The sequence below is a fragment of the Lactobacillus rizhaonensis genome (assembly GCF_036246345.1).
Lineage (GTDB): Bacteria > Bacillota > Bacilli > Lactobacillales > Lactobacillaceae > Lactobacillus > Lactobacillus rizhaonensis.
In genome coordinates this window covers 87507-105273 of sequence record NZ_BTTV01000004.1, presented here as the reverse complement: position 1 = coordinate 105273, position 17767 = coordinate 87507, and the positions used below count along the sequence as shown (strand labels likewise).

Sequence of the window (17767 nt, the reverse complement as noted above, 5' to 3'; positions counted from 1 at the left end):
AATAAAGCCGCCCCGACTCTAACAAGTCGTGGACGGCTATTTATATTATTCAGTTTCTTTTTTCTTTAAATTGGAATAGTCACGTGGTGCAACCCGCTTAATGTGCAAGTTGTGTCTTGGCTTGCCTAAAATTAGAGGCACTTGCTCGACTACTGTATCGGTGTATTCCAGGCCAAACCAGGAAGCAGGGTTGGAAGATAGGTTTTGCAACCATACCCGCGCTTTTAGTATTACTTTTTCAAAACCCTTTAGTCTGGTCAAAGGACTGACAACTTCATTAACAATTACAAATGAGAAGTCGCCGACTTTACGACCTGGGGTAGTGGTGTATTCCTGTGGTTGAGCCTCAATGGTGCCGTCTTTAATCAAGTCGTGGACAATTTGCCGCAGGTAAACGTTGACACTGGTTTGTTTCTTGAAACCGAGATACAGCTGCACGTTAATGACATTTTTAGTACCAAAAGTATTAACAGCGTATCTGGCTGTAAACGGTTCGTTGGTAATGTTGACAGTGACAAACCAGTAGGCTTGAGCACGTTTAGGACGTTTATCCAAAATGGAGTACATGATTTCCCGTTTAATAAACTTGTTGTATTTAACCTTAGCCATGTAAACCAAGTTAGTCGCATAAGTAGGGTAATCATCATCATGACTTAGGTCCGTTAGCATATCAGTGTATTCATCTAAACGTACATAAGTATGTGCACCTTCATGTTTGTCGCGCACTTTATTACCGAAGTACCAGATGAACATAATGACACCAATAAAACCAGCAATTAGGACGGTAACATAACCACCATGCATAAATTTGGTCAAACTGGAAATTAAGAACATGCCTTCGATAAAGCCAAAGGCAAGTAAGAAACACAGACGCAATATTAACGGGTGGTGTTTGGAACCCAAGTACTCAAATAATAGCAGGGTAGTCATCAACATTGTGACTGTGATTGACAGACCGTAGGCTGCTTCCATGTGTTCTGAAGTCCGGAAGAAAATGACGATTGCGATAGTAGCAGCGCAAATCATTTTGTTAACGGAAGGAATATAAATTTGACCATGCTTAGTTGTAGGATAATTAATATTCATCCGTGGTAAAAATTTCAGACCACTTGCTTCGGATACCAGTGTAAATGAACCGGTGATTAAAGCCTGGGAGGCGATAATGGCGGCAACTGTAGCTAAGATGATGGCGAACAGGCGTAAATCGGTTGGCACAGCCTCAAAGAAAGGATTAAGTTCACCGCCATTAGTTTGGTAGTGCGGATTTTGCAGTATCCATACTCCTTGTCCTAAATAATTAAGTGACAGACAAAGAAAGACGTAGGGCCATGATCCCCGAATATTGCCTTTGCCAACGTGACCAACATCAGAATACAGGGCTTCGGCACCAGTGGTAGCCAGGAAGATCGATCCCAAAATGAAAATGCCGGCTTTATTAGAGGGACTGAAAAGGACTTTAACAGCCCAAACCGGATTCAGTGCTTCCAGAATTGACCAGTCGTTAGCCATATTATAGATACCGATTAAACCTAAAAAGGTAAACCAGACAAACATAATCGGGCCGAAAGCTTTACCGATACTGCTGGTGCCTAGCATTTGAATTGAAAACAGTACCAACAGAATGGCAATCGTAATAATGATGACGGCATTCTGATTAGGAACGGGAACGTGGGAACCAAAGTGCATGTTCTTCAGTCCCTCGATTGAGGTTGTAACCGTCACGGCTGGTGTCAATGTTCCGTCGGCTAATAACGCTGCCCCGCCAATCAAAGCTGGCATCACCAGCCACTTGGCTCTTTTGCGTACTAAAGCGTATAAAGCGAAAATACCACCTTCACCACGGTTAGTGGCCTTAAGCGCAATCATAACGTACTTAACGGTAGTTAACAGCGTGACTGTCCAAAAAATCAGCGAGATTGAACCTAAGATCAGTTCCCGATCAACGTTGGCAATACCACCATTACCTGTAACGATTGATTTCATTACATAGAGCGGACTAGTGCCGATATCACCGTAAACGATACCGATGGTGATTAGCAAGCCGGCAGCTGAAATCCGCTTCTTCTTTTTATCCATAGTAAATATGTACTCCCATAGACAATATTGAGCTATTCATTTTTAAGTAAAAAAGAATGTCAATGTGGCATTCTCATTCAAGTATCTATTTTGTTCTTTTTTTTGCTTTAGTACAAGTAAATTATGATAAAGAAGCTGAAATTTTACTGCGGCGGTCTTCGTACCAGTTATCCCAATCTTTGTATGATGTCATTTTTTCTGCTTCAACACCATCTTTAGCCGCAATTTCATCAATTATATTTTGGAAATTTTGCGCATGATATTGTAATACATGCTTAACTAATTCTTTGCGGCTAAAATGAATGTTGTTAAGAAGATAATGATTAATATCAACCATGTTGGAATTAGTATCGTATAAGTTCATGATTTCTAAGTCGCGCTGGTTAAATTGTGCGATATAAAAATCAGCAAATACTATAAGGTAGTCTGGCTGCTCTGTGAATTCTTTCTGCGGCATGGTAGACCACTCAGCCTCAGGCATGACAACCTTAAGTTCTTCTTCTTTTCTAGCTTTCTCTTTATCTTGTTCTTGTTGTTTTTCGTTATCTTTCTCTTTGGTATTATTTTCTTTATCAGTCAAAGCAGACACTCCTTTAATAAAAATAGGAAACGTGAAAGTCAATAGTCATTTTACAGAGTTTAGACTATAAAAGCAACTATTGAAGCAATTTACCCTTTACACAATAGTAGTTTCTCTCAATTTTAATAAAATTATAGCATTTTGCCCACTCACAAAAAACTACTGGTCATTAAAAGTTTGACAGCAAAAATCGTCTTAAATTGCAGTTAAGCAATTCAAGGCGATTTTACTTAATTCTAATTCAGAGATCTAAAAATCGTGATTATGGTCTCAGATAATCTTGGATGTCTTTTCTGGTAATCTTGCTTGGTTTAGTCCTGCCAGATTTTCTGTAAAGGTCGATTAGGTCTTGTGGACTCCAGGAGGTTGCGTCATAACCAAACTTAGCTACACGCTTACGCAATTGCGCAATCTGCTTCTTAGTAACGGTCTTACCGTTTACCTTATGGTTGCCCATTGCTCCTTCACCAGTCTTACCAGCGTTGCCTGTGTCTTGTCCCTTACCGGAAATAGCTTTGTAACTTTGAGCAGCATTACCATTAGTGCCGTCTTTAGCAGCCTTTTGGTTATTCTTCAGTCCCTTTTCAGCTTCTTTCTTATATTGGTTGTAGTATTGTCCGTCGATATATGGCAAGTCTAGGACTTTTTGATACTCGTCCGCAGCTTTAAGGTATTGCTTATTCAGTTCGGCTTGGGATGCAGCAAGAAAGATAGGCCGAATTTCGTGCTCGTAATTATCCTGCACATCTTTAATGGTAGTTTTAAGATTTTTACCTTGTTTTACTAAAACGGAGTAGCCATTTTTTCTTTGAATTACGTCTGTAGTTTTGGTTAAGGCATCATCATATTTACCCTTTTTAGTAGCCTTAATTGCAGAAGTCATATTGTCCGATTGGTTTTTATAAGCTTTAGCCTGGTCAGTCTTCTTAATTCTGAAAGCTTTGGCAAATGCGGAGCTTGCTTCTGAGTAGTCTTTGTCAGCAACTGCATTTTTACCGGTAGTCATTGCACTGTTATAGGAAGCATTAACTTTATCACTGTTAGATTTTTGGGTGGCATAAAAGACGCCACCACCAATAGCGATAATTACTACTGCCACAATCGTACCAATTGTCGTTTTTTTCATAATAGGAACTTATCCTCCTTACTCATACTTAGTTTAATTATAGATGGTTTAAGCAGATTTGACTACTTAATGGTGTTTTTTCACGTGTTTTAGCCAAAAAATTACGACTAAAAAGTTACATTTTACGGCGCTAATTCGTTAGTAATAGTGTAAGACAGCTGGCGCGCGGGTTGATTACAGCATTAAGATAAATTAAAAAGGAAAGAAAGATACTATGAATTTTGCATTATTAGATCAAGCAGTCCAATACACATTTTTAAACTCCAAGTATGGCAAGCAAGGTGCTAAAACACGCAATTTGAAGAATGTTAAACGGGGCGTTGCAGCGGACAGTTTAGCTAAAGTCGGAAACGCACTAGCTCAATTGCAAGGCGATGAACTGGGAGCGGCAACCTTAATTCAAAAGCAGGGCATTTCATTAGCAAGAGATTAAAACTAGTCAGTCAATAATTAGCGGGATAGGAGTAGATAATATGGAAACTAAAACCAAGACGTTACAACTAGTATTTTTAAATGGTGCAGGTAAAAAGGTTAACTTGTCCTTGTCTAACGCTGCGGCCAACTTAACTGGCGCGGAAGTTAAAACGGCAATGACTACAATAGCAAATGCTGATGCATTTGAACAAGAAGGGGTGAGTTTATATCAAACTCCTCAATCTGCTGCATACGTTGAACGAACTGTTACTAGTTTGTTTGATAATACTGCGGATCAGTCTCTGTAATTTGCAGATACTGAAACTGATTAGCAAATTAATTGCTAAGGTCAGGCGGATTTTAAGACGAGAGTAAATATTAATAAAGGAAAGGGTTGCACTAAGATTGTTAAGTGCAGCCTTTTTACTTTATAAAAAGTTTTTTGTTATTATTTTGTAAAATTTGGCGGTAAATAAAAAAGTTTTTTTAACTAAAATTAGCCAGAAAACCCGCAAAGCATTGTTGCACAGCGTTTTTATAAGAATAGCAACTTTACATATCTATTTTACAGCTGTAAGCGTTTGTTACAAAAGTGTGTAAAATAATTGGATGCCTTGCAATTTAAGCAAAAGGTTAGTACAATATGAAATGTGGTAAGTAATAACTATGCTTCAGGTTCGATAGCCTGTACGCATGCGCGTTCTTCAGCTTGAAGGCTACCTCATAAGAGTTATAAACTTATGATTTCAGCTCGAAGGGTGTTGTAACAATGTAGGCTCATAACGACTGAACCTATAGTCTATTACTATTTTGTATATACACAAGGAGGAAAGACCACATGAAGAAAAATTTAAGAATTGTTAGCGCTGCTGCTGCTGCTTTATTAGCTGTTGCTCCAGTTGCTGCAAGTGCTGTTTCAACTGTTTCAGCTGATACTCCAACTACTACTACAGCAAATAATGGTAAGCTTACTGCAGGGGTTAACACCACTAATTTACAAACAGGGGCTAATAATACGCTTAATTTAAGCGTTTCTGCAAATGTTGCGCCACAAGTAGTAGATGGTAACGATGTTACTAATGGTAATTTGACAGTTAATATAAACTTGAATCAGATGCCTGATGGATATTCACTTGATCCTGCTAAGAACGTGTCTGATGTTAAAGTTTATGATGTTACTGATGTAGATTCAACAACATCACTAGTTGGTCAAGATGGTCAATTTGTTAAGCCAGAAAGAGCTACAGAAGCTACTAACTTTAAAAAGGGTCATAAGTATGTTGCTGTAGTTACAATGGATATTGCTGGCTTGGTTGGTGGCCGTGACTATTATGTAAATGGTAGTACAAAAGCAGTTCCTGCTTCAGATAGTAAGAGTGTTCACCTAACCTTGGGAAGTAAACCATTCTCAATTAATGATGCTACCATGCAAGGCTATCCTTATGTAAAAGCTAAGGAAATAAAAGATAAAGATGGTAAGATAATTCAAGCTGGTGGATATCAGGTTTCAAGAGGTTCAGTAATTTTTTCTGACACAGTTGAAGGTATTGTAAAGAGTATTAAAGATGCATATGAGCCTGCTTCTACTGTAGTTGGTGCTGATAACAATGGTGCTACAGCTGATTGGATAGACGTTGAGCAAGACGTAAGAGATGGTCTTCATGCGGCTGGTATAGTTGTTAGAGCTGACAACAGCATTGCAAGACCAACAAGTACGTTCCCTATTACTTTGCGTTTAGCTACTTCTAATCATCATACTGCAACATTTGTTGTAGATGTTAATCCAGATCCATCATATGGTGATGCAACTTATCCACAAATTGATTATAATGAAGGTACTGGCAGCCAGAATAACAAGACTAATTTACATGGTATAGTAGAAATCACTTCAATTGGTGATACAGCATTTAATTACATTCCACTAAATGGTTATGTTGATGTTAACGCTATTAGAAGAGCGTTCACTGCTAAAGTTAGTGCTACTGACTCAACAACATTGCCAGTAAGTATTGATACAAGCAAAGTAAATACTAAAGTTCTTGGTAGATATCCTGTAACAGTTAGTGCTACTAACGCAGCTGGTAGAACTACTAAGGTTACATTCTACGTAACTGTTGGTCAAAAGGGTGCTACTTATGTAACTGTTCAAGCTGATACTGATACTGTTCCAGTATACAAGATTGATGGTAATGTAGTAACAACTACAACAACAACTGTTAAGAATGGTGACCAAATCGCTACATTTGGAACAGTAACTGTAAATGGTAAGTCATACACCAGAGTTAACGGCCTTGATTCCAACTTCTTCGTAGAAACTAAGTATGTTGACGGTTCAGTTAAACCTGTTCCTGCAACACCTAAGACAATTATGCACAACTCTTACATTTACGACAAGAACCACAAGCGTGTTGGTACTAACAAGCTTGCAGCTTACAGCACTGTAAATGTTTACGGTACTCCAACTAAGCTTGCAGATGGCAGCCTTGCTTACAAGATTGGTGACAACCAATACGTAATGGCGGACAACATTGACGGTACTTCTCGTGTATTGTCACACAACGCTTATGTTTACAAGACCTCTAAGAAGCGTGCTGACAGACGTGTATTGAAGAAGGGTGCAACTGTTGTTACCTATGGTTCACCTTACACATTCAAGAATGGTAAGGCTTACTACCGTATCGGTGGACCTAAGAAGCAATACGTTAAAGTTGCTAACTTTAAGTAATTAATTCTTAGTTAATTATACGAAAACGGAAATGTGTTATATTTCCGTTTTTTTGTTGCCTTTTTAAGCTATGCAAGCGATAACAATACTGGTATAATAGCTTTTATCAATTTTAAAATTAGGAGAAGCTTAAATGATAAAAGAAAATGATACCATTTGTAACTTACCCCCAAGTAAAGACTATCCCATTTGGTCAGAAAGGTTATTGCGCCAGCGCATAGCAGAAGATAAGAAAATTTTAGACTATCTGGTGTTTGATGAAGAATACTGTGTTAGTGCCAGTACCATTGCCTTGTATCAGTTTCAAAATCAGCCGCTGTGGGGCAAGTTCAAAAGCGCCATTTTTGACAGTAAGTGCGGCATAGTCTTAAGTGGTCGTAGTACCAAGTCTCACCTGACTTCATTTGCGCAAAAGTGCCTGTTTGCCGGCCTTGAGTTTCAGCGTGAATTTGCCCGTCAAATTGGTTTAGCAGGACACAACGTCATAGCTACTGGCAGACTGGCTTACTTTTCCACTCGCAGCTACAACACCAGTAATCTTGACTGGGTTGCACTTCATCAAATGGCCGACTATCAACCCTTGCAGAACCACATGTTTGTCTTTAAAACTGTCAGTATTAGCAACAACAAATACCTTTTTGCTTACCGCAACTGCAGCCGGCACTTAACAGATAAGATATGTAACAGCTTATTCTTTAACCATGCCCTGTATGTGCTTAACAGTACCCATTTAGAGCAGAATTTAGGCTGGCGGGTTAGGAAATTTCATGGCAAATCTCTGATTGATCAACCGGCTAATTTTCATCCGCATCAATCTCTGGCAAATTTAAGTCTCAAAAGCATTATGACGGAAGTTCTGGATAAAAAGCATCTACGCTACGGTAACTACTTGGCAGATTTTTATGAATTGCCCCAAATGACCGAGGCACATAAGAAGGCCTACTATTCCAGCAAGAGACCCGACAGCTTATATTAGCTTGCTACACGAATTAAGTAATTAATTCGTGTATTTTTTTTAACTCTTTTTTCACCCAGAAATTGCGCGTTATTAGGCTATCTGCAACTAGGATTAGGGAAATTTTTACTTTTATTAAAAAAGTCAGTGATAGTATAATAAACGCCTCATTTTATGTTTTTGCTATTTTAATAAACCTTGTTAATCTATAGGGGCACAAGCGCTTGTGACAAAATGATATAAAGGAAACGTCACAAATGAAGATTAACCAACAGGCATTTTTAACAGCATGGGATAACCAAAAATTAGTTAGAGGCGCATTAAAGGCCGCCCACGTCAGAGTGGACTATACTAATTATGAAGACCTTTTTCAAGAAGGTATTTTAATATACGCGGAAATGTTAACCAAGTTAGCAGATAAGAAGCGTCCTGAAGTAGATCGGCTGAGTTTTCGTAAGATTATCTGGCACACTATTGATCTGTTGCGCAAAAAGCAGCGTCAATCAGAAGAAGAAATTGCCTTTGATTCGCTCACAGAAGCTACATTAATGACTAACTGGAATAATCAGCTGGTTCTTAAGGGTGAACTTGCTCATATGAACAAGATAGAAAAATTGCTATTTATTAATCACTTAATTGGTGGTCAAACTATCAGTGCCTTGGCTCAAGAAGCCCATGTGAGCCGAGTTCAGCTGCAAAGAAGCAAGCATAATTTGTTAATTCACCTACGTGAAATTTTAGAAAAATAATTACTATTTGTAATATAAAAACGATCTATATTACTTTTTGACTACAATTCAAGCGCAGCTATTGTTTATAGTCTAATTGCCCGATACAATAAAGGTGTCGGTTAAGGAGGAAACATTATTTATGAAGAAAAGACTAATCACTGGTTTTGCGACAGCTGTCCTCGCCTCAGCGGTGGTAATGCCGGTTACCAACAACTTAATTGCCAATTCTCCAGTACGTGCTGAGAAAGTATCTGCAGCTACTGCGGCTGAAACTACGTTTTTAAATACTATGTCTAAACAGGCACAGAAGGTATCAAAGAAATACGGCTTATACCCTTCAGTGATGATTGCCCAGGCAATCGTAGAATCTAATTGGGGCAAGTCAGGTTTGGCAGTCAACGCCAATAACTTATTTGGCATGAAAGCTAATGACGACTGGCCCGGAGCAACATATTCGTCTAAGACTCGTGAAGAAGATAAGAACGGCAAGAGCTATTACGTAACCGCTAAGTTTAGAAAATATGACTCTTGTCAGGATTCTTTTGATGATAATGGTAAGAAATTGCGTTTAGGTGTAACTTGGCAGCCTGATCGCTATCAAGGAGCCTGGTTGGAAAACGCTGCTTCTTATACAGATGCCACTCAGGCGTTAACTGGTACGTATGCGACTGACAGCAAGTACAACACGACCTTGAACGCCAGAATTACTAACTACAATTTAACGCAATATGACCCTACGATTTCAAACACCAGCAAGTCTTATGTCGTCAAGAAAGCGGGCGCTACTTACGCTTGGCCCACTGACCACTCGGTTTCAGCTCAAACTGGTTCCGTTGCTAAGGGCGATGCAGTTACCGTTACGAAGACCATTACTTATTATAATGGCAGAAAGCGTATGTATATCTCCGGCAAGGGCTGGGTTAATGATACGCTCTTAGATTTGGGCAGCGCACTTCCTCCTGCTTCGCAAGCGCCTAAGGGTGAAAAAAAGGTCAACAAGACTTTAATGCACAATTCTTATGTTTATAACTCTGAGGGTGAACGTGTTAAAAAGCTGAAGGCAATTAAGGTACCTAATACAGGTAAAGTAATTGCGACTTACGGTACTAAAACCATTAACGGTAAAAAATATTATCGTGTTGGCGAAAACCAGTATATTGCCAGCGGCAATATTGATGGCACAGTGAGACTTTTGCAAAAGAACGCTTATGTTTATAACGATTACGGCAACCGTGACAATCAGCTGGTAATGAAGAAGGGTCAGTCAGTCGCAACCTTTGGCAGTGCAATCAATATTTACGGTCATAAGTACTATAGAATTGGCGTTCACCAGTATATTAAGAAAGGCAATTTTTAGATCAGGGTCAAACGGTAAAAAGCAGAAATAAGGAATGAAAATTTAGATGAAGATAAAGAAACTAATAACTACTATTGCTATCGGAGTAGGTTTAGTTGCACCTATTTTTAATGTTAATCACACACAGGTAGTTGAAGCTGCCTCAATTAATTCAATCGCAAAACAAAACAGTTATGTCGGCGAAACATTTTTGTATCAAATGTTGCAGACACAGAATATTAAGTATAACAAATTTTACGCTAAAGGCAATAAAATCAAGTATCGACAAGGAACACCTGAAGGTATTGTCATCCATGAGACAGCTACCCCTGGAGCCTCTGCCTATAACGAAGCCATTTACTTCAACCGTGAATGGATGAATATGTACTCCTATGTTCACGCCTTTGTCGACAGTAAGCAAGTTATTCAAATGATGACGCCCAACTACGGCGTTTGGGGTGCGGGCGCAATTGCCAACAATCGCTTTATCCAAATTGAACTGTGTCGGGAAAATACGCGCAATAAATTTGCTAAAAGCGTCAATAATGATGCTATCTATGCCGCTAAGTTATTGCACCGCTATAACATCACGCCGGTGAATGCTTCAAATACGGGCACGGGAACTATTTGGTCTCATCACGCTGTATCCCGCTTTTTAGGTGGTACCAATCATACCGATCCGGATGGCTACTTCCAAAAATGGGGCTATTCGATGAATGATTTCTTCTCCCTGCTCAAATATTATTATGACTTGCAAGCGGCTGAAACTTCTAATACCACAGTGCCCGATAATAACGTTGGCTCAAATGATCCGGTGGTTTCTGATTCTAACACTGATTCTGACCCCGTCTCTCAGGCACCAACTGGCAACAAGACTTTAATGCACGATGCCTATACTTATGATGCCCAGGGCAATCGTACTACTGCTGCACTGAAAACTGCAGGGACCGTTGTGACTGTAGCGCAAGAGAAAGTCATTAACGGTAAAAAGTACTTGCAAATTGGTGAAAATGAATACGTTGTTGCCAGCAACATTGTTGGTACTAAGCGAATTTTAACTCATAATGCTTATGTTTATGATACTACCGGAATTCGTAGTGATAATTCAAAACTTTTACGTGGTACTTCTGTTCGTACTTACGGCGGCCGCATTAATATTGGTGGCAAAATGTACTACCCAATTGATACCAACCGCTTTGTCAAAGCAGCCAATTTTAAATAGCAAATAAAGAAACAGGTTATGATATGACCCCCAAGTTTGGGGGTCATTTTGTTATTTCTTACCCGTATTATTTTCTTCATTTGGCAATTTCTTGTATAATCGACTAAGAATAAATGAGGGGGCATTCCTTGTGGCACAGTTGTCTTTATTCTTAGTTGTTTTGTTTGCGCTGGTAGTGCCTATATTAATGGCGCGTTTAAGGGTTAATGCAGTTCCGACTGCAGTCGCAGAAATTATTGTTGGTATTGTTTTAGGTGCAAGTGGCTTTAATCTCGTCCGGCCGACTCATGACCTGTCTTTTCTGTCAAATTTAGGCGTAATCTTGTTGTTGTTTTTGTCAGGAATGGAAATTAACTTTGACTTGTTAAAACCGGGGCAAAAGACCAAAAGGAAAAAGGGCCAGATCGCTCCTTTTAAAGTTGCACTCAACGCCTTTTTAGGTGTGACAATTTTGTCTATTTGCCTAGCATTATTGTTAAAGATGCTGGGTTTATTTGGGGACGTTATGCTTGCAACTATCATTTTTATGACTGTTGCTTTGGGCGTGGTGATTGCTACCTTAAAGGAAAAGGATATTTTAAACAGGCCTATCGGTCAGACAATTTTACTAACTGCGGTTTTAGGGGAAGTAATTCCCTTAATGCTCTTAACGGTTTATGCAGCTATTAATGGTGGTAACACTAAGCAGTTGTGGCTGATTATTCTGCTCTTTGGCGTTGCCATTCTATTATTGTGGCGCTTTAAGCAGCCGTACTTGTGGTTTGTGAAGGTGACAAAATCAACTACTCAGTTAGATGTCCGTTTAGCCTTCTTTCTAATATTTGCTTTAGTTACGGTAGCTGAGAGAGTGGGAGTGGAAAATATTCTGGGGGCGTTTTTAGCCGGCATTGTCATGAAATTGTTAGAGCCCAGTCAGGAAACAGCGGATAAGTTAACCTCAATTGGCTATGGCTTCTTCATTCCTATTTTCTTTATCATGACGGGAGTAAAACTTAATTTAAGGTCACTTTTGGCTCACCCAAAGTCACTGATTTTATTACCAATATTAGTTTTGTTTCTGTTCTTGGCTAAAGCACCTGTTGCCCTGGTTTACGCTCAAAAATTCGGCAGCAGAAATGGTATTGCCGGTGGCTTTTTAACTGCAACTACGATTACTATAGTCCTTCCGACTTTAGCAGTAGCACGTAAATTAAACGTTATTACGCGGCTGCAATCAGATGTTTTTATCCTGGCTGCTGTGATCGTCTGCATTCTGTGTCCGATTTTATTTAACGCCATTTTTAAATTGAAAGCTGAAGATCGCATTAAGGAAAAAGTTGTGATTCTGGGCACTAATGCTCTGACTGTACCCGTAATGCTCAACCTGCATGATAACTGGTATTCGGTTAAGATGTTTACTACCAGTAACGAACACTATAATATTTATAAAAGCCGCGTGCCGCAGCTAAAATTATTATCTCAATTGGATAGTGAAAATCTAGCACAATCTGGTGCTTTTACTGGTAATATTTTCGTTGCAGCCATGAGGTCTGACGATACTAATTTGCGACTAGGACAGCTGGCAAAAGAGAAGGGTGATTTCAAGCGCATTATTATTTGTCAAAAGCGTGCTGATATTGCCAGGGTCAAGGAATTGCGCAAAAACGGCATGGAAGTCTTTGACTTAAGTAATATTACTTCCGCACTCTTACGGGCACTAATAGAATCGCCTGCTCTCTACAGTGTATTGAGTGATACTAAAAATGCGGTTTACTCTGTTGTTGTTCGCAATACACAGTATTCTGGTCGGCAACTGATGGACTGTGATGTGGTTCATGACATCACTGTCAGTCGTATTCGTCGTGGTCAAGAATGGCTGGTGCCACACGGTCACACTGTCATTGAATTAGGTGATGAACTGATTTTCACCGCAAAATATCAGGCGGCCGATCATATTCGCAAAGTTATAGGCAAAAAATAATTGCTAATTATACTGACTAAAGAAGGATTGATTTTGGCAATCAGTCCTTTTTAATTGCGAATTTTTCTGGGCTAGAAAATGATACAAAAATTAAAAAGTGGCTGACAGTCTATTTTAATCTTCAGTTAAAATAGACTCTTGTATAGTTATAATAATTTTCATTTTTAAATACTGAAAGGTTTAGATATGAGTAAAAATAATCTTTGCAAGAAAATGATTGTTTCCTTGACCACAGTGACTTTACTGACAGGGCTTTTAAAGCAAGCGCCACCGAACCTCTTAAATACCATGCCGGAAAAAGTATGCGCGGCAAAGAAAAATGGTCAGACCAGTAGAGTAAAAAGGGTCGGAGCCAATTCCGCTGTCTATGTTCGCAAGGGCAAAAAGCTGCTTAAATCTAAGAAAATTATCAAGATGGGCCAAAAAGTACGTATTTATGGCCAAAAAACTGTCAAAGGTAAACTTTTTTATCGCATTGGTAAAAATAAATATGTTAAAGCCGTTAATATTAAAGGCAAGATTTGTCAGGTAACCAAAGACGCGGTACTTTATACTCGAAATGGTAAAAAAGTTAAAGTAATTCACAAAGGACAAAAAATCAGGATTTTTGGTGCGCCAAAAGTAATTAGGGGCAAGAAATGCTACTCCACTAGACACGGTTACATCAGGAAGAGTGTGTTAGCCAAGATAAATTCGGCGGTGAAATCAACTAAGCAGGAAATTAAAACCCTGCCACCTGTAGTAAATACTACTAACGAATTGGCAAAAGGTAATGATTATAATAAGGCGCAAAATACCAATATTTTGGTATTTAATGGCTCCGGCTTGAATAATACGCCAAGCAATAGTTTTACTCCTAATGTGGATAAGACTACTCAGAATAAAATTAATAATAGCCAAATTAACAGCGCATCTAGTGCAAATGGGGTAGAGAACTCCGATAAGTCTGAAAGCAATAGTGATATCAATACTGCACAAAATCCACATAATGCGGATGATTTTGCAGATGCACACGTTGCTAATGTAGTTCAGGAAGAAACGGAAACTAATGATAAAAATACCTCTGAGCCTAAAACTCCAGAAGACAAGAGGAATCCCGATCAGCCGAATACCTCTGATGATGCATCACAGAATACAGCTTCAAATAATTTACCAGATCCTATTGCTGCCAATGAGAATGTCTCAGATTCTCACACAAATGAATTTTCACCTAGTAAATTTAGACAAGTTTTTTTAAAGGAACTTAATCAGGAGCGGGTTAGTCGTGGCTTAACCGAATTAACAGCAGACCCTACTTATGACAAGATTGTTCAAGAACGTGCCCAGGATTTAATCAAGAATTTTGGACTTTATGATAAATCTGGAACGTCTATTTTACAAAAGGCTTTTCAAGAAAGGGGCATTGATTGTCCAATATTGGGAGAATGTATTGCTAGTTTTTCGTGGGAGTGGACTATTAATCGCACTACAAACATGCTAGAACTTGCACTTGATGGTGGATCAACGGAAGACGTTGCCAGCAGCATTCTTTACGAATATCTTAACAATAATATAACTAGGGACGGGAAATATCGGGACATATTGCTTGATCCGGATGCTAGAACAATTGGTCTAGGAGCAGCCTTTGAAAAAACTACTGCTTATTCGGCCGTGGCTGTGATGCCATAACAATATAACAGTAATATTTCAGTTGCTGGAAAAGCAAATTATTTATAGAAACAGTGTCATCAATTTTTAGTCCGACTTATAAATAAAATTAAAGAATTAACTTATTAATATTTATAATCTTTTTTCATAGTGCTAAAATATAAGCCATGTAACTCAATAGGAGTTATAGCGTTCTTAATTTTTAACTAAGTACGTCAAAATGTTGTCAATGGAAAAAGGAAGGCTCAATATGAGTAAAAATAGTTTTTATAGAAAAATGATAGTTTCTGTAGCTGGTGCAACATTGTTAGCAGTTGGCGTAAATCAATTGCCTGTCAATGCTTTAGGTAGTACTCCAACTGAAGTTAGTGCTGCTAAAAAAGCTAATAAAACTAAAAAAGTTGGTGCAAATTCTGCTGTTTACAAGCAAAAGGGCAAGAAGTTAGTTAAAACTAAGGTAACAGTTAAGGTTGGCCAAAAGGTTAGTGTTCTTGGCAAAAAGACTGTTAAAGGCAAAGTATACTATAAGATTGGCAAAAACCAATATATTAAAGCCGTTAATGTTGATGGCAAAACTGTTGAAGTAGTTAAAAACACAGTTTTGGTAACCAGAAGTGGTAAGGCTTTAAAGAAGAGCAAAGTTCGTAAAGGCCAAAAAGTTACCGTTTATGGTGGTACTGTTAAAATTAAGGGTAAGAAGTATTACTCAACTTCAGCTGGATACATTAAAGTAAGTGCTTTAGCTAAAGACGAGACAAACGTTACGCCAATTAACTCAACTGGTTCAACCGGTTCCACTAGTTCCAACGGCTCCACTGGCTCAACCGGCTCGACTGGTTCTAACGGTTCAACCGGCTCGACTGGTTCTAATGGTTCAACCGGCTCGACTAGTTCCAACGGTTCAACTGGCTCGACTAGTTCTAACGGTTCAACTGGCTCGACTGGTTCTAACGGTTCGACTGGTTCTAATGGTTCAACCGGCTCTAACAGTTCATCCGCTAATACTACTCCTTCAAAGTAAATAATATTTAATATTACTAGCAAAAGAGACCTAAATGGTATCCCTGATAAATACTAAAATGTATTACCGGACTTTTAGGTCTCTTTTTACATTCAAAAACGCAGTTTCTCTAAAAATTAGAGGTAACTGCGCTTTTAATTTTATTTATTTGATCGAATCTTTTGCTTGAGCTAGAACAGCCATCACAGCTACGCTATGATCATACAATTTGTCAGCTGCAACGGTATCGTGATTGTCAATAATTTTAACAAAGTCTGTAAATTCACTCGCCATACGATGATCAAATTGGTTAAAGTTGAATTCACTGTTTTCACCGTTTCTTCGTTCAATGGTAAAGTTTTTGATTACACCCGTTGAACCATCAAAATAGATAGTGCCTTTTTCACCCTCAATAAAGGATCTTGGCGTAGTATAGCTGTCCTTTGAAGCAATCAAAACAGCTTGCTTATCTGGGTAAACTAAGTTAAGTATACCGGAAGTATCAATATGCTGTTGGATCACTGGGTAATATTGCACCTTTTCCGGTTTGCCAAAAAGACCAACAGCTAAATGAATGTTGTAAATATTTAAATCCATTAAAGTACCACCATCTTTTGCTGGATCAAAAACGGGAGCAATCTTACCCTGCAAGAAATCATCATAGCGGCTAGAGTACTGTGTATAGTTCAGAGAGATGATATGAATAGGCGCTATTTTGGTTAATTTTCGTTTGATTTCCTTATAATTTGGCAGATGAATATTGGTAATAGCTTCAACAATAATTACGTTATGATCATCAGCTATTTTTTTAAGTTCTTGAGCTTGAGCAACGGTTTCAACATAGGGCTTTTCACAAATAACATTTTTGCCAGCCAAAACGGCTTTTTTTACAACGTCATAATGCAAAAAGTTAGGTACGGCGACGTAAACAGTGTCTACATTGTCGTCATTGCACAACTGATCGTTATCCGCAAAAACCTCGTTAATACCGTACTGCTTAGCTAAATCTTCAGCGATATGCCGACTGCGCTTAGTCGTAGAAATTGCTGCTAGTTCCAAATTTTCAATTTTAGCAGCAGTGGTTAAAAAGTCATGGACAATTTTACCACTGCCAATAATACCTAATTTCATTTTGGACCTCCAATTTACTGGTGAAAATATTTAAAAGAGTTAACACCCTTATTTTATCTCATCGAATAGATCTGGAGAACCTATCATTTTAGATTATTTAGTTGTAGCTGGGGTCGCATTTTTGACTTCGTCAGGAAGAGCTAAAGAGTCAGAACTACCAAAGCCAAACATTTTAAGTTTGAACGATGCAGGTGTCTTTTTATCATAATTCATCTTAAAGGAAACAGCATAGTCTGTTACTTCATTGTCTTTAAGAGTGAAGGTAATGTAGCATTTGCTGAGTTTAACGTGTTTTTTGAAAGATTTGGTATCTACCTTATAATCTTTAAAAATCTGGTTTAAAAGTTTGGCTGCTTTAGTCATGCTGACGCTGCTTTTGAGAGTATAAACGCCTTTTTTATGACTAAGACGGGCATTCTTATAAAAATCATGCTTAACACTCTTGGTAAATTTCTTAATTGTACTTTCATATTTTTGCATGTCCGGCTGAGCTGCTTCACTGTCTGCGAGAGTTGTATATTGCCATTTGCCATCGACCTTGGTATAAAGTCGGTTAGAAGTCATATCAACCCATTGTTCTACTTTACCTTTGTTTTTGCCAGCGCTGACGGTAGTAATAGATTGCACTAGTTGAGGCTTGGTAGTGAAGGCACCATGTGCATCAAAACCCAGTTTTTGCTTACCACTTTTAATCTTAGTGGTGAAAACGTATTGGCCACTAGTTGGTTCCGCCTTTTTATTGTTAACAATCGCAATAGCCTGCTTTTTATTTAAAGCAGCATCAACTGTTTTGGCATGAGTCAAACCGCCACCAACAAGGGTAGCAGATAATAAAACAGCAGAAATTAATTTTTTAAATTTCAT

15 protein-coding genes are annotated in these 17767 nt (G+C 38.5%); 10 read left to right on the top strand and 5 right to left on the bottom strand.

Annotated elements, in window-relative coordinates; translation table 11 throughout:
• Window positions 1-45 precede the first annotated feature (45 nt).
• The 3 genes from AAA915_RS06385 to AAA915_RS06375 all read right to left on the bottom strand — a co-directional run bounded on the left by AAA915_RS06385 (window position 46) and on the right by AAA915_RS06375 (window position 3782).
• On the bottom strand, window positions 46-2076 hold the full coding sequence (locus AAA915_RS06385) for a KUP/HAK/KT family potassium transporter (RefSeq protein WP_338200434.1): 2031 nt from the start codon (window positions 2074-2076) through the stop codon (window positions 46-48).
• A 121-nt stretch (window positions 2077-2197) separates the two neighbouring features.
• The gene (locus AAA915_RS06380) at window positions 2198-2656 is read right to left on the bottom strand and encodes a hypothetical protein (protein WP_338200432.1); all 459 of its coding nucleotides are present in this window, start codon (window positions 2654-2656) and stop codon (window positions 2198-2200) included.
• A 262-nt stretch (window positions 2657-2918) separates the two neighbouring features.
• Window positions 2919-3782: a hypothetical protein gene (locus tag AAA915_RS06375; protein WP_338200430.1), complete on the bottom strand. Its 864-nt coding sequence runs from the start codon at window positions 3780-3782 to the stop codon at window positions 2919-2921.
• A 214-nt stretch (window positions 3783-3996) separates the two neighbouring features.
• On the opposite strand from AAA915_RS06375, the gene AAA915_RS06370 reads away from it, so the two are divergent.
• The 10 genes from AAA915_RS06370 to AAA915_RS06325 all read left to right on the top strand — a co-directional run bounded on the left by AAA915_RS06370 (window position 3997) and on the right by AAA915_RS06325 (window position 15793).
• On the top strand, window positions 3997-4215 hold the full coding sequence (locus AAA915_RS06370) for a DUF1659 domain-containing protein (protein WP_110446619.1): 219 nt from the start codon (window positions 3997-3999) through the stop codon (window positions 4213-4215).
• A gap of 40 nt (window positions 4216-4255) precedes the next feature.
• Window positions 4256-4504 carry a DUF2922 domain-containing protein gene (locus AAA915_RS06365; RefSeq protein ID WP_110446618.1) on the top strand — a complete coding sequence of 83 codons (249 nt, stop codon included), beginning with the start codon at window positions 4256-4258 and terminating at the stop codon, window positions 4502-4504.
• A 530-nt stretch (window positions 4505-5034) separates the two neighbouring features.
• Window positions 5035-6921 (top strand): SLAP domain-containing protein, encoded by a 1887-nt coding sequence (locus tag AAA915_RS06360; RefSeq protein WP_338200427.1) that lies wholly within the window; start codon window positions 5035-5037, stop codon window positions 6919-6921.
• Between the two features lie 133 nt (window positions 6922-7054).
• A complete protein-coding gene (locus AAA915_RS06355) occupies window positions 7055-7897 on the top strand; it encodes a hypothetical protein (protein ID WP_338200426.1) in 843 nt (280 codons plus the stop codon).
• Between the two features lie 236 nt (window positions 7898-8133).
• A complete protein-coding gene (locus AAA915_RS06350; protein WP_338200424.1) occupies window positions 8134-8625 on the top strand; it encodes a sigma-70 RNA polymerase sigma factor region 4 domain-containing protein in 492 nt (163 codons plus the stop codon).
• A gap of 121 nt (window positions 8626-8746) precedes the next feature.
• A complete protein-coding gene (locus AAA915_RS06345) occupies window positions 8747-9964 on the top strand; it encodes a glucosaminidase domain-containing protein (RefSeq protein ID WP_338200422.1) in 1218 nt (405 codons plus the stop codon).
• A 46-nt stretch (window positions 9965-10010) separates the two neighbouring features.
• Window positions 10011-11165 (top strand): SLAP domain-containing protein, encoded by a 1155-nt coding sequence (locus tag AAA915_RS06340; RefSeq protein WP_338200420.1) that lies wholly within the window; start codon window positions 10011-10013, stop codon window positions 11163-11165.
• A gap of 130 nt (window positions 11166-11295) precedes the next feature.
• On the top strand, window positions 11296-13125 hold the full coding sequence (locus AAA915_RS06335) for a cation:proton antiporter domain-containing protein (RefSeq protein WP_338200418.1): 1830 nt from the start codon (window positions 11296-11298) through the stop codon (window positions 13123-13125).
• 186 nt (window positions 13126-13311) lie between these two features.
• A complete protein-coding gene (locus AAA915_RS06330; RefSeq protein WP_338200416.1) occupies window positions 13312-14793 on the top strand; it encodes an SLAP domain-containing protein in 1482 nt (493 codons plus the stop codon).
• A 229-nt stretch (window positions 14794-15022) separates the two neighbouring features.
• Entirely contained in the window at window positions 15023-15793 is a 771-nt protein-coding gene (locus AAA915_RS06325) for an SLAP domain-containing protein (protein WP_338200414.1), read from the top strand.
• Between the two features lie 144 nt (window positions 15794-15937).
• On the opposite strand, the gene AAA915_RS06320 is transcribed toward AAA915_RS06325, so the two are convergent.
• Window positions 15938-16903 carry a Gfo/Idh/MocA family protein gene (locus AAA915_RS06320; protein ID WP_338200412.1) on the bottom strand — a complete coding sequence of 322 codons (966 nt, stop codon included), beginning with the start codon at window positions 16901-16903 and terminating at the stop codon, window positions 15938-15940.
• A 93-nt stretch (window positions 16904-16996) separates the two neighbouring features.
• Entirely contained in the window at window positions 16997-17767 is a 771-nt protein-coding gene (locus tag AAA915_RS06315; protein WP_338200410.1) for a hypothetical protein, read from the bottom strand.

What these genes read in the sequence shown, in the direction of transcription:
- AAA915_RS06385 (WP_338200434.1), bottom strand. Translation starts at nt 2,076, where the DNA reads ATGGATAAAAAGAAGAAGCGGATTTCAGCTGCCGGCTTGCTAATCACC.
- AAA915_RS06375 (WP_338200430.1), bottom strand. Translation starts at nt 3,782, where the DNA reads ATGAAAAAAACGACAATTGGTACGATTGTGGCAGTAGTAATTATCGCT.
- AAA915_RS06370 (WP_110446619.1), top strand. Translation starts at nt 3,997, where the DNA reads ATGAATTTTGCATTATTAGATCAAGCAGTCCAATACACATTTTTAAAC.
- AAA915_RS06365 (WP_110446618.1), top strand. Translation starts at nt 4,256, where the DNA reads ATGGAAACTAAAACCAAGACGTTACAACTAGTATTTTTAAATGGTGCA.
- AAA915_RS06360 (WP_338200427.1), top strand. Translation starts at nt 5,035, where the DNA reads ATGAAGAAAAATTTAAGAATTGTTAGCGCTGCTGCTGCTGCTTTATTA.
- AAA915_RS06355 (WP_338200426.1), top strand. Translation starts at nt 7,055, where the DNA reads ATGATAAAAGAAAATGATACCATTTGTAACTTACCCCCAAGTAAAGAC.
- AAA915_RS06350 (WP_338200424.1), top strand. Translation starts at nt 8,134, where the DNA reads ATGAAGATTAACCAACAGGCATTTTTAACAGCATGGGATAACCAAAAA.
- AAA915_RS06345 (WP_338200422.1), top strand. Translation starts at nt 8,747, where the DNA reads ATGAAGAAAAGACTAATCACTGGTTTTGCGACAGCTGTCCTCGCCTCA.
- AAA915_RS06340 (WP_338200420.1), top strand. Translation starts at nt 10,011, where the DNA reads ATGAAGATAAAGAAACTAATAACTACTATTGCTATCGGAGTAGGTTTA.
- AAA915_RS06330 (WP_338200416.1), top strand. Translation starts at nt 13,312, where the DNA reads ATGAGTAAAAATAATCTTTGCAAGAAAATGATTGTTTCCTTGACCACA.
- AAA915_RS06325 (WP_338200414.1), top strand. Translation starts at nt 15,023, where the DNA reads ATGAGTAAAAATAGTTTTTATAGAAAAATGATAGTTTCTGTAGCTGGT.
- AAA915_RS06320 (WP_338200412.1), bottom strand. Translation starts at nt 16,903, where the DNA reads ATGAAATTAGGTATTATTGGCAGTGGTAAAATTGTCCATGACTTTTTA.
- AAA915_RS06315 (WP_338200410.1), bottom strand. Translation starts at nt 17,767, where the DNA reads ATGAAATTTAAAAAATTAATTTCTGCTGTTTTATTATCTGCTACCCTT.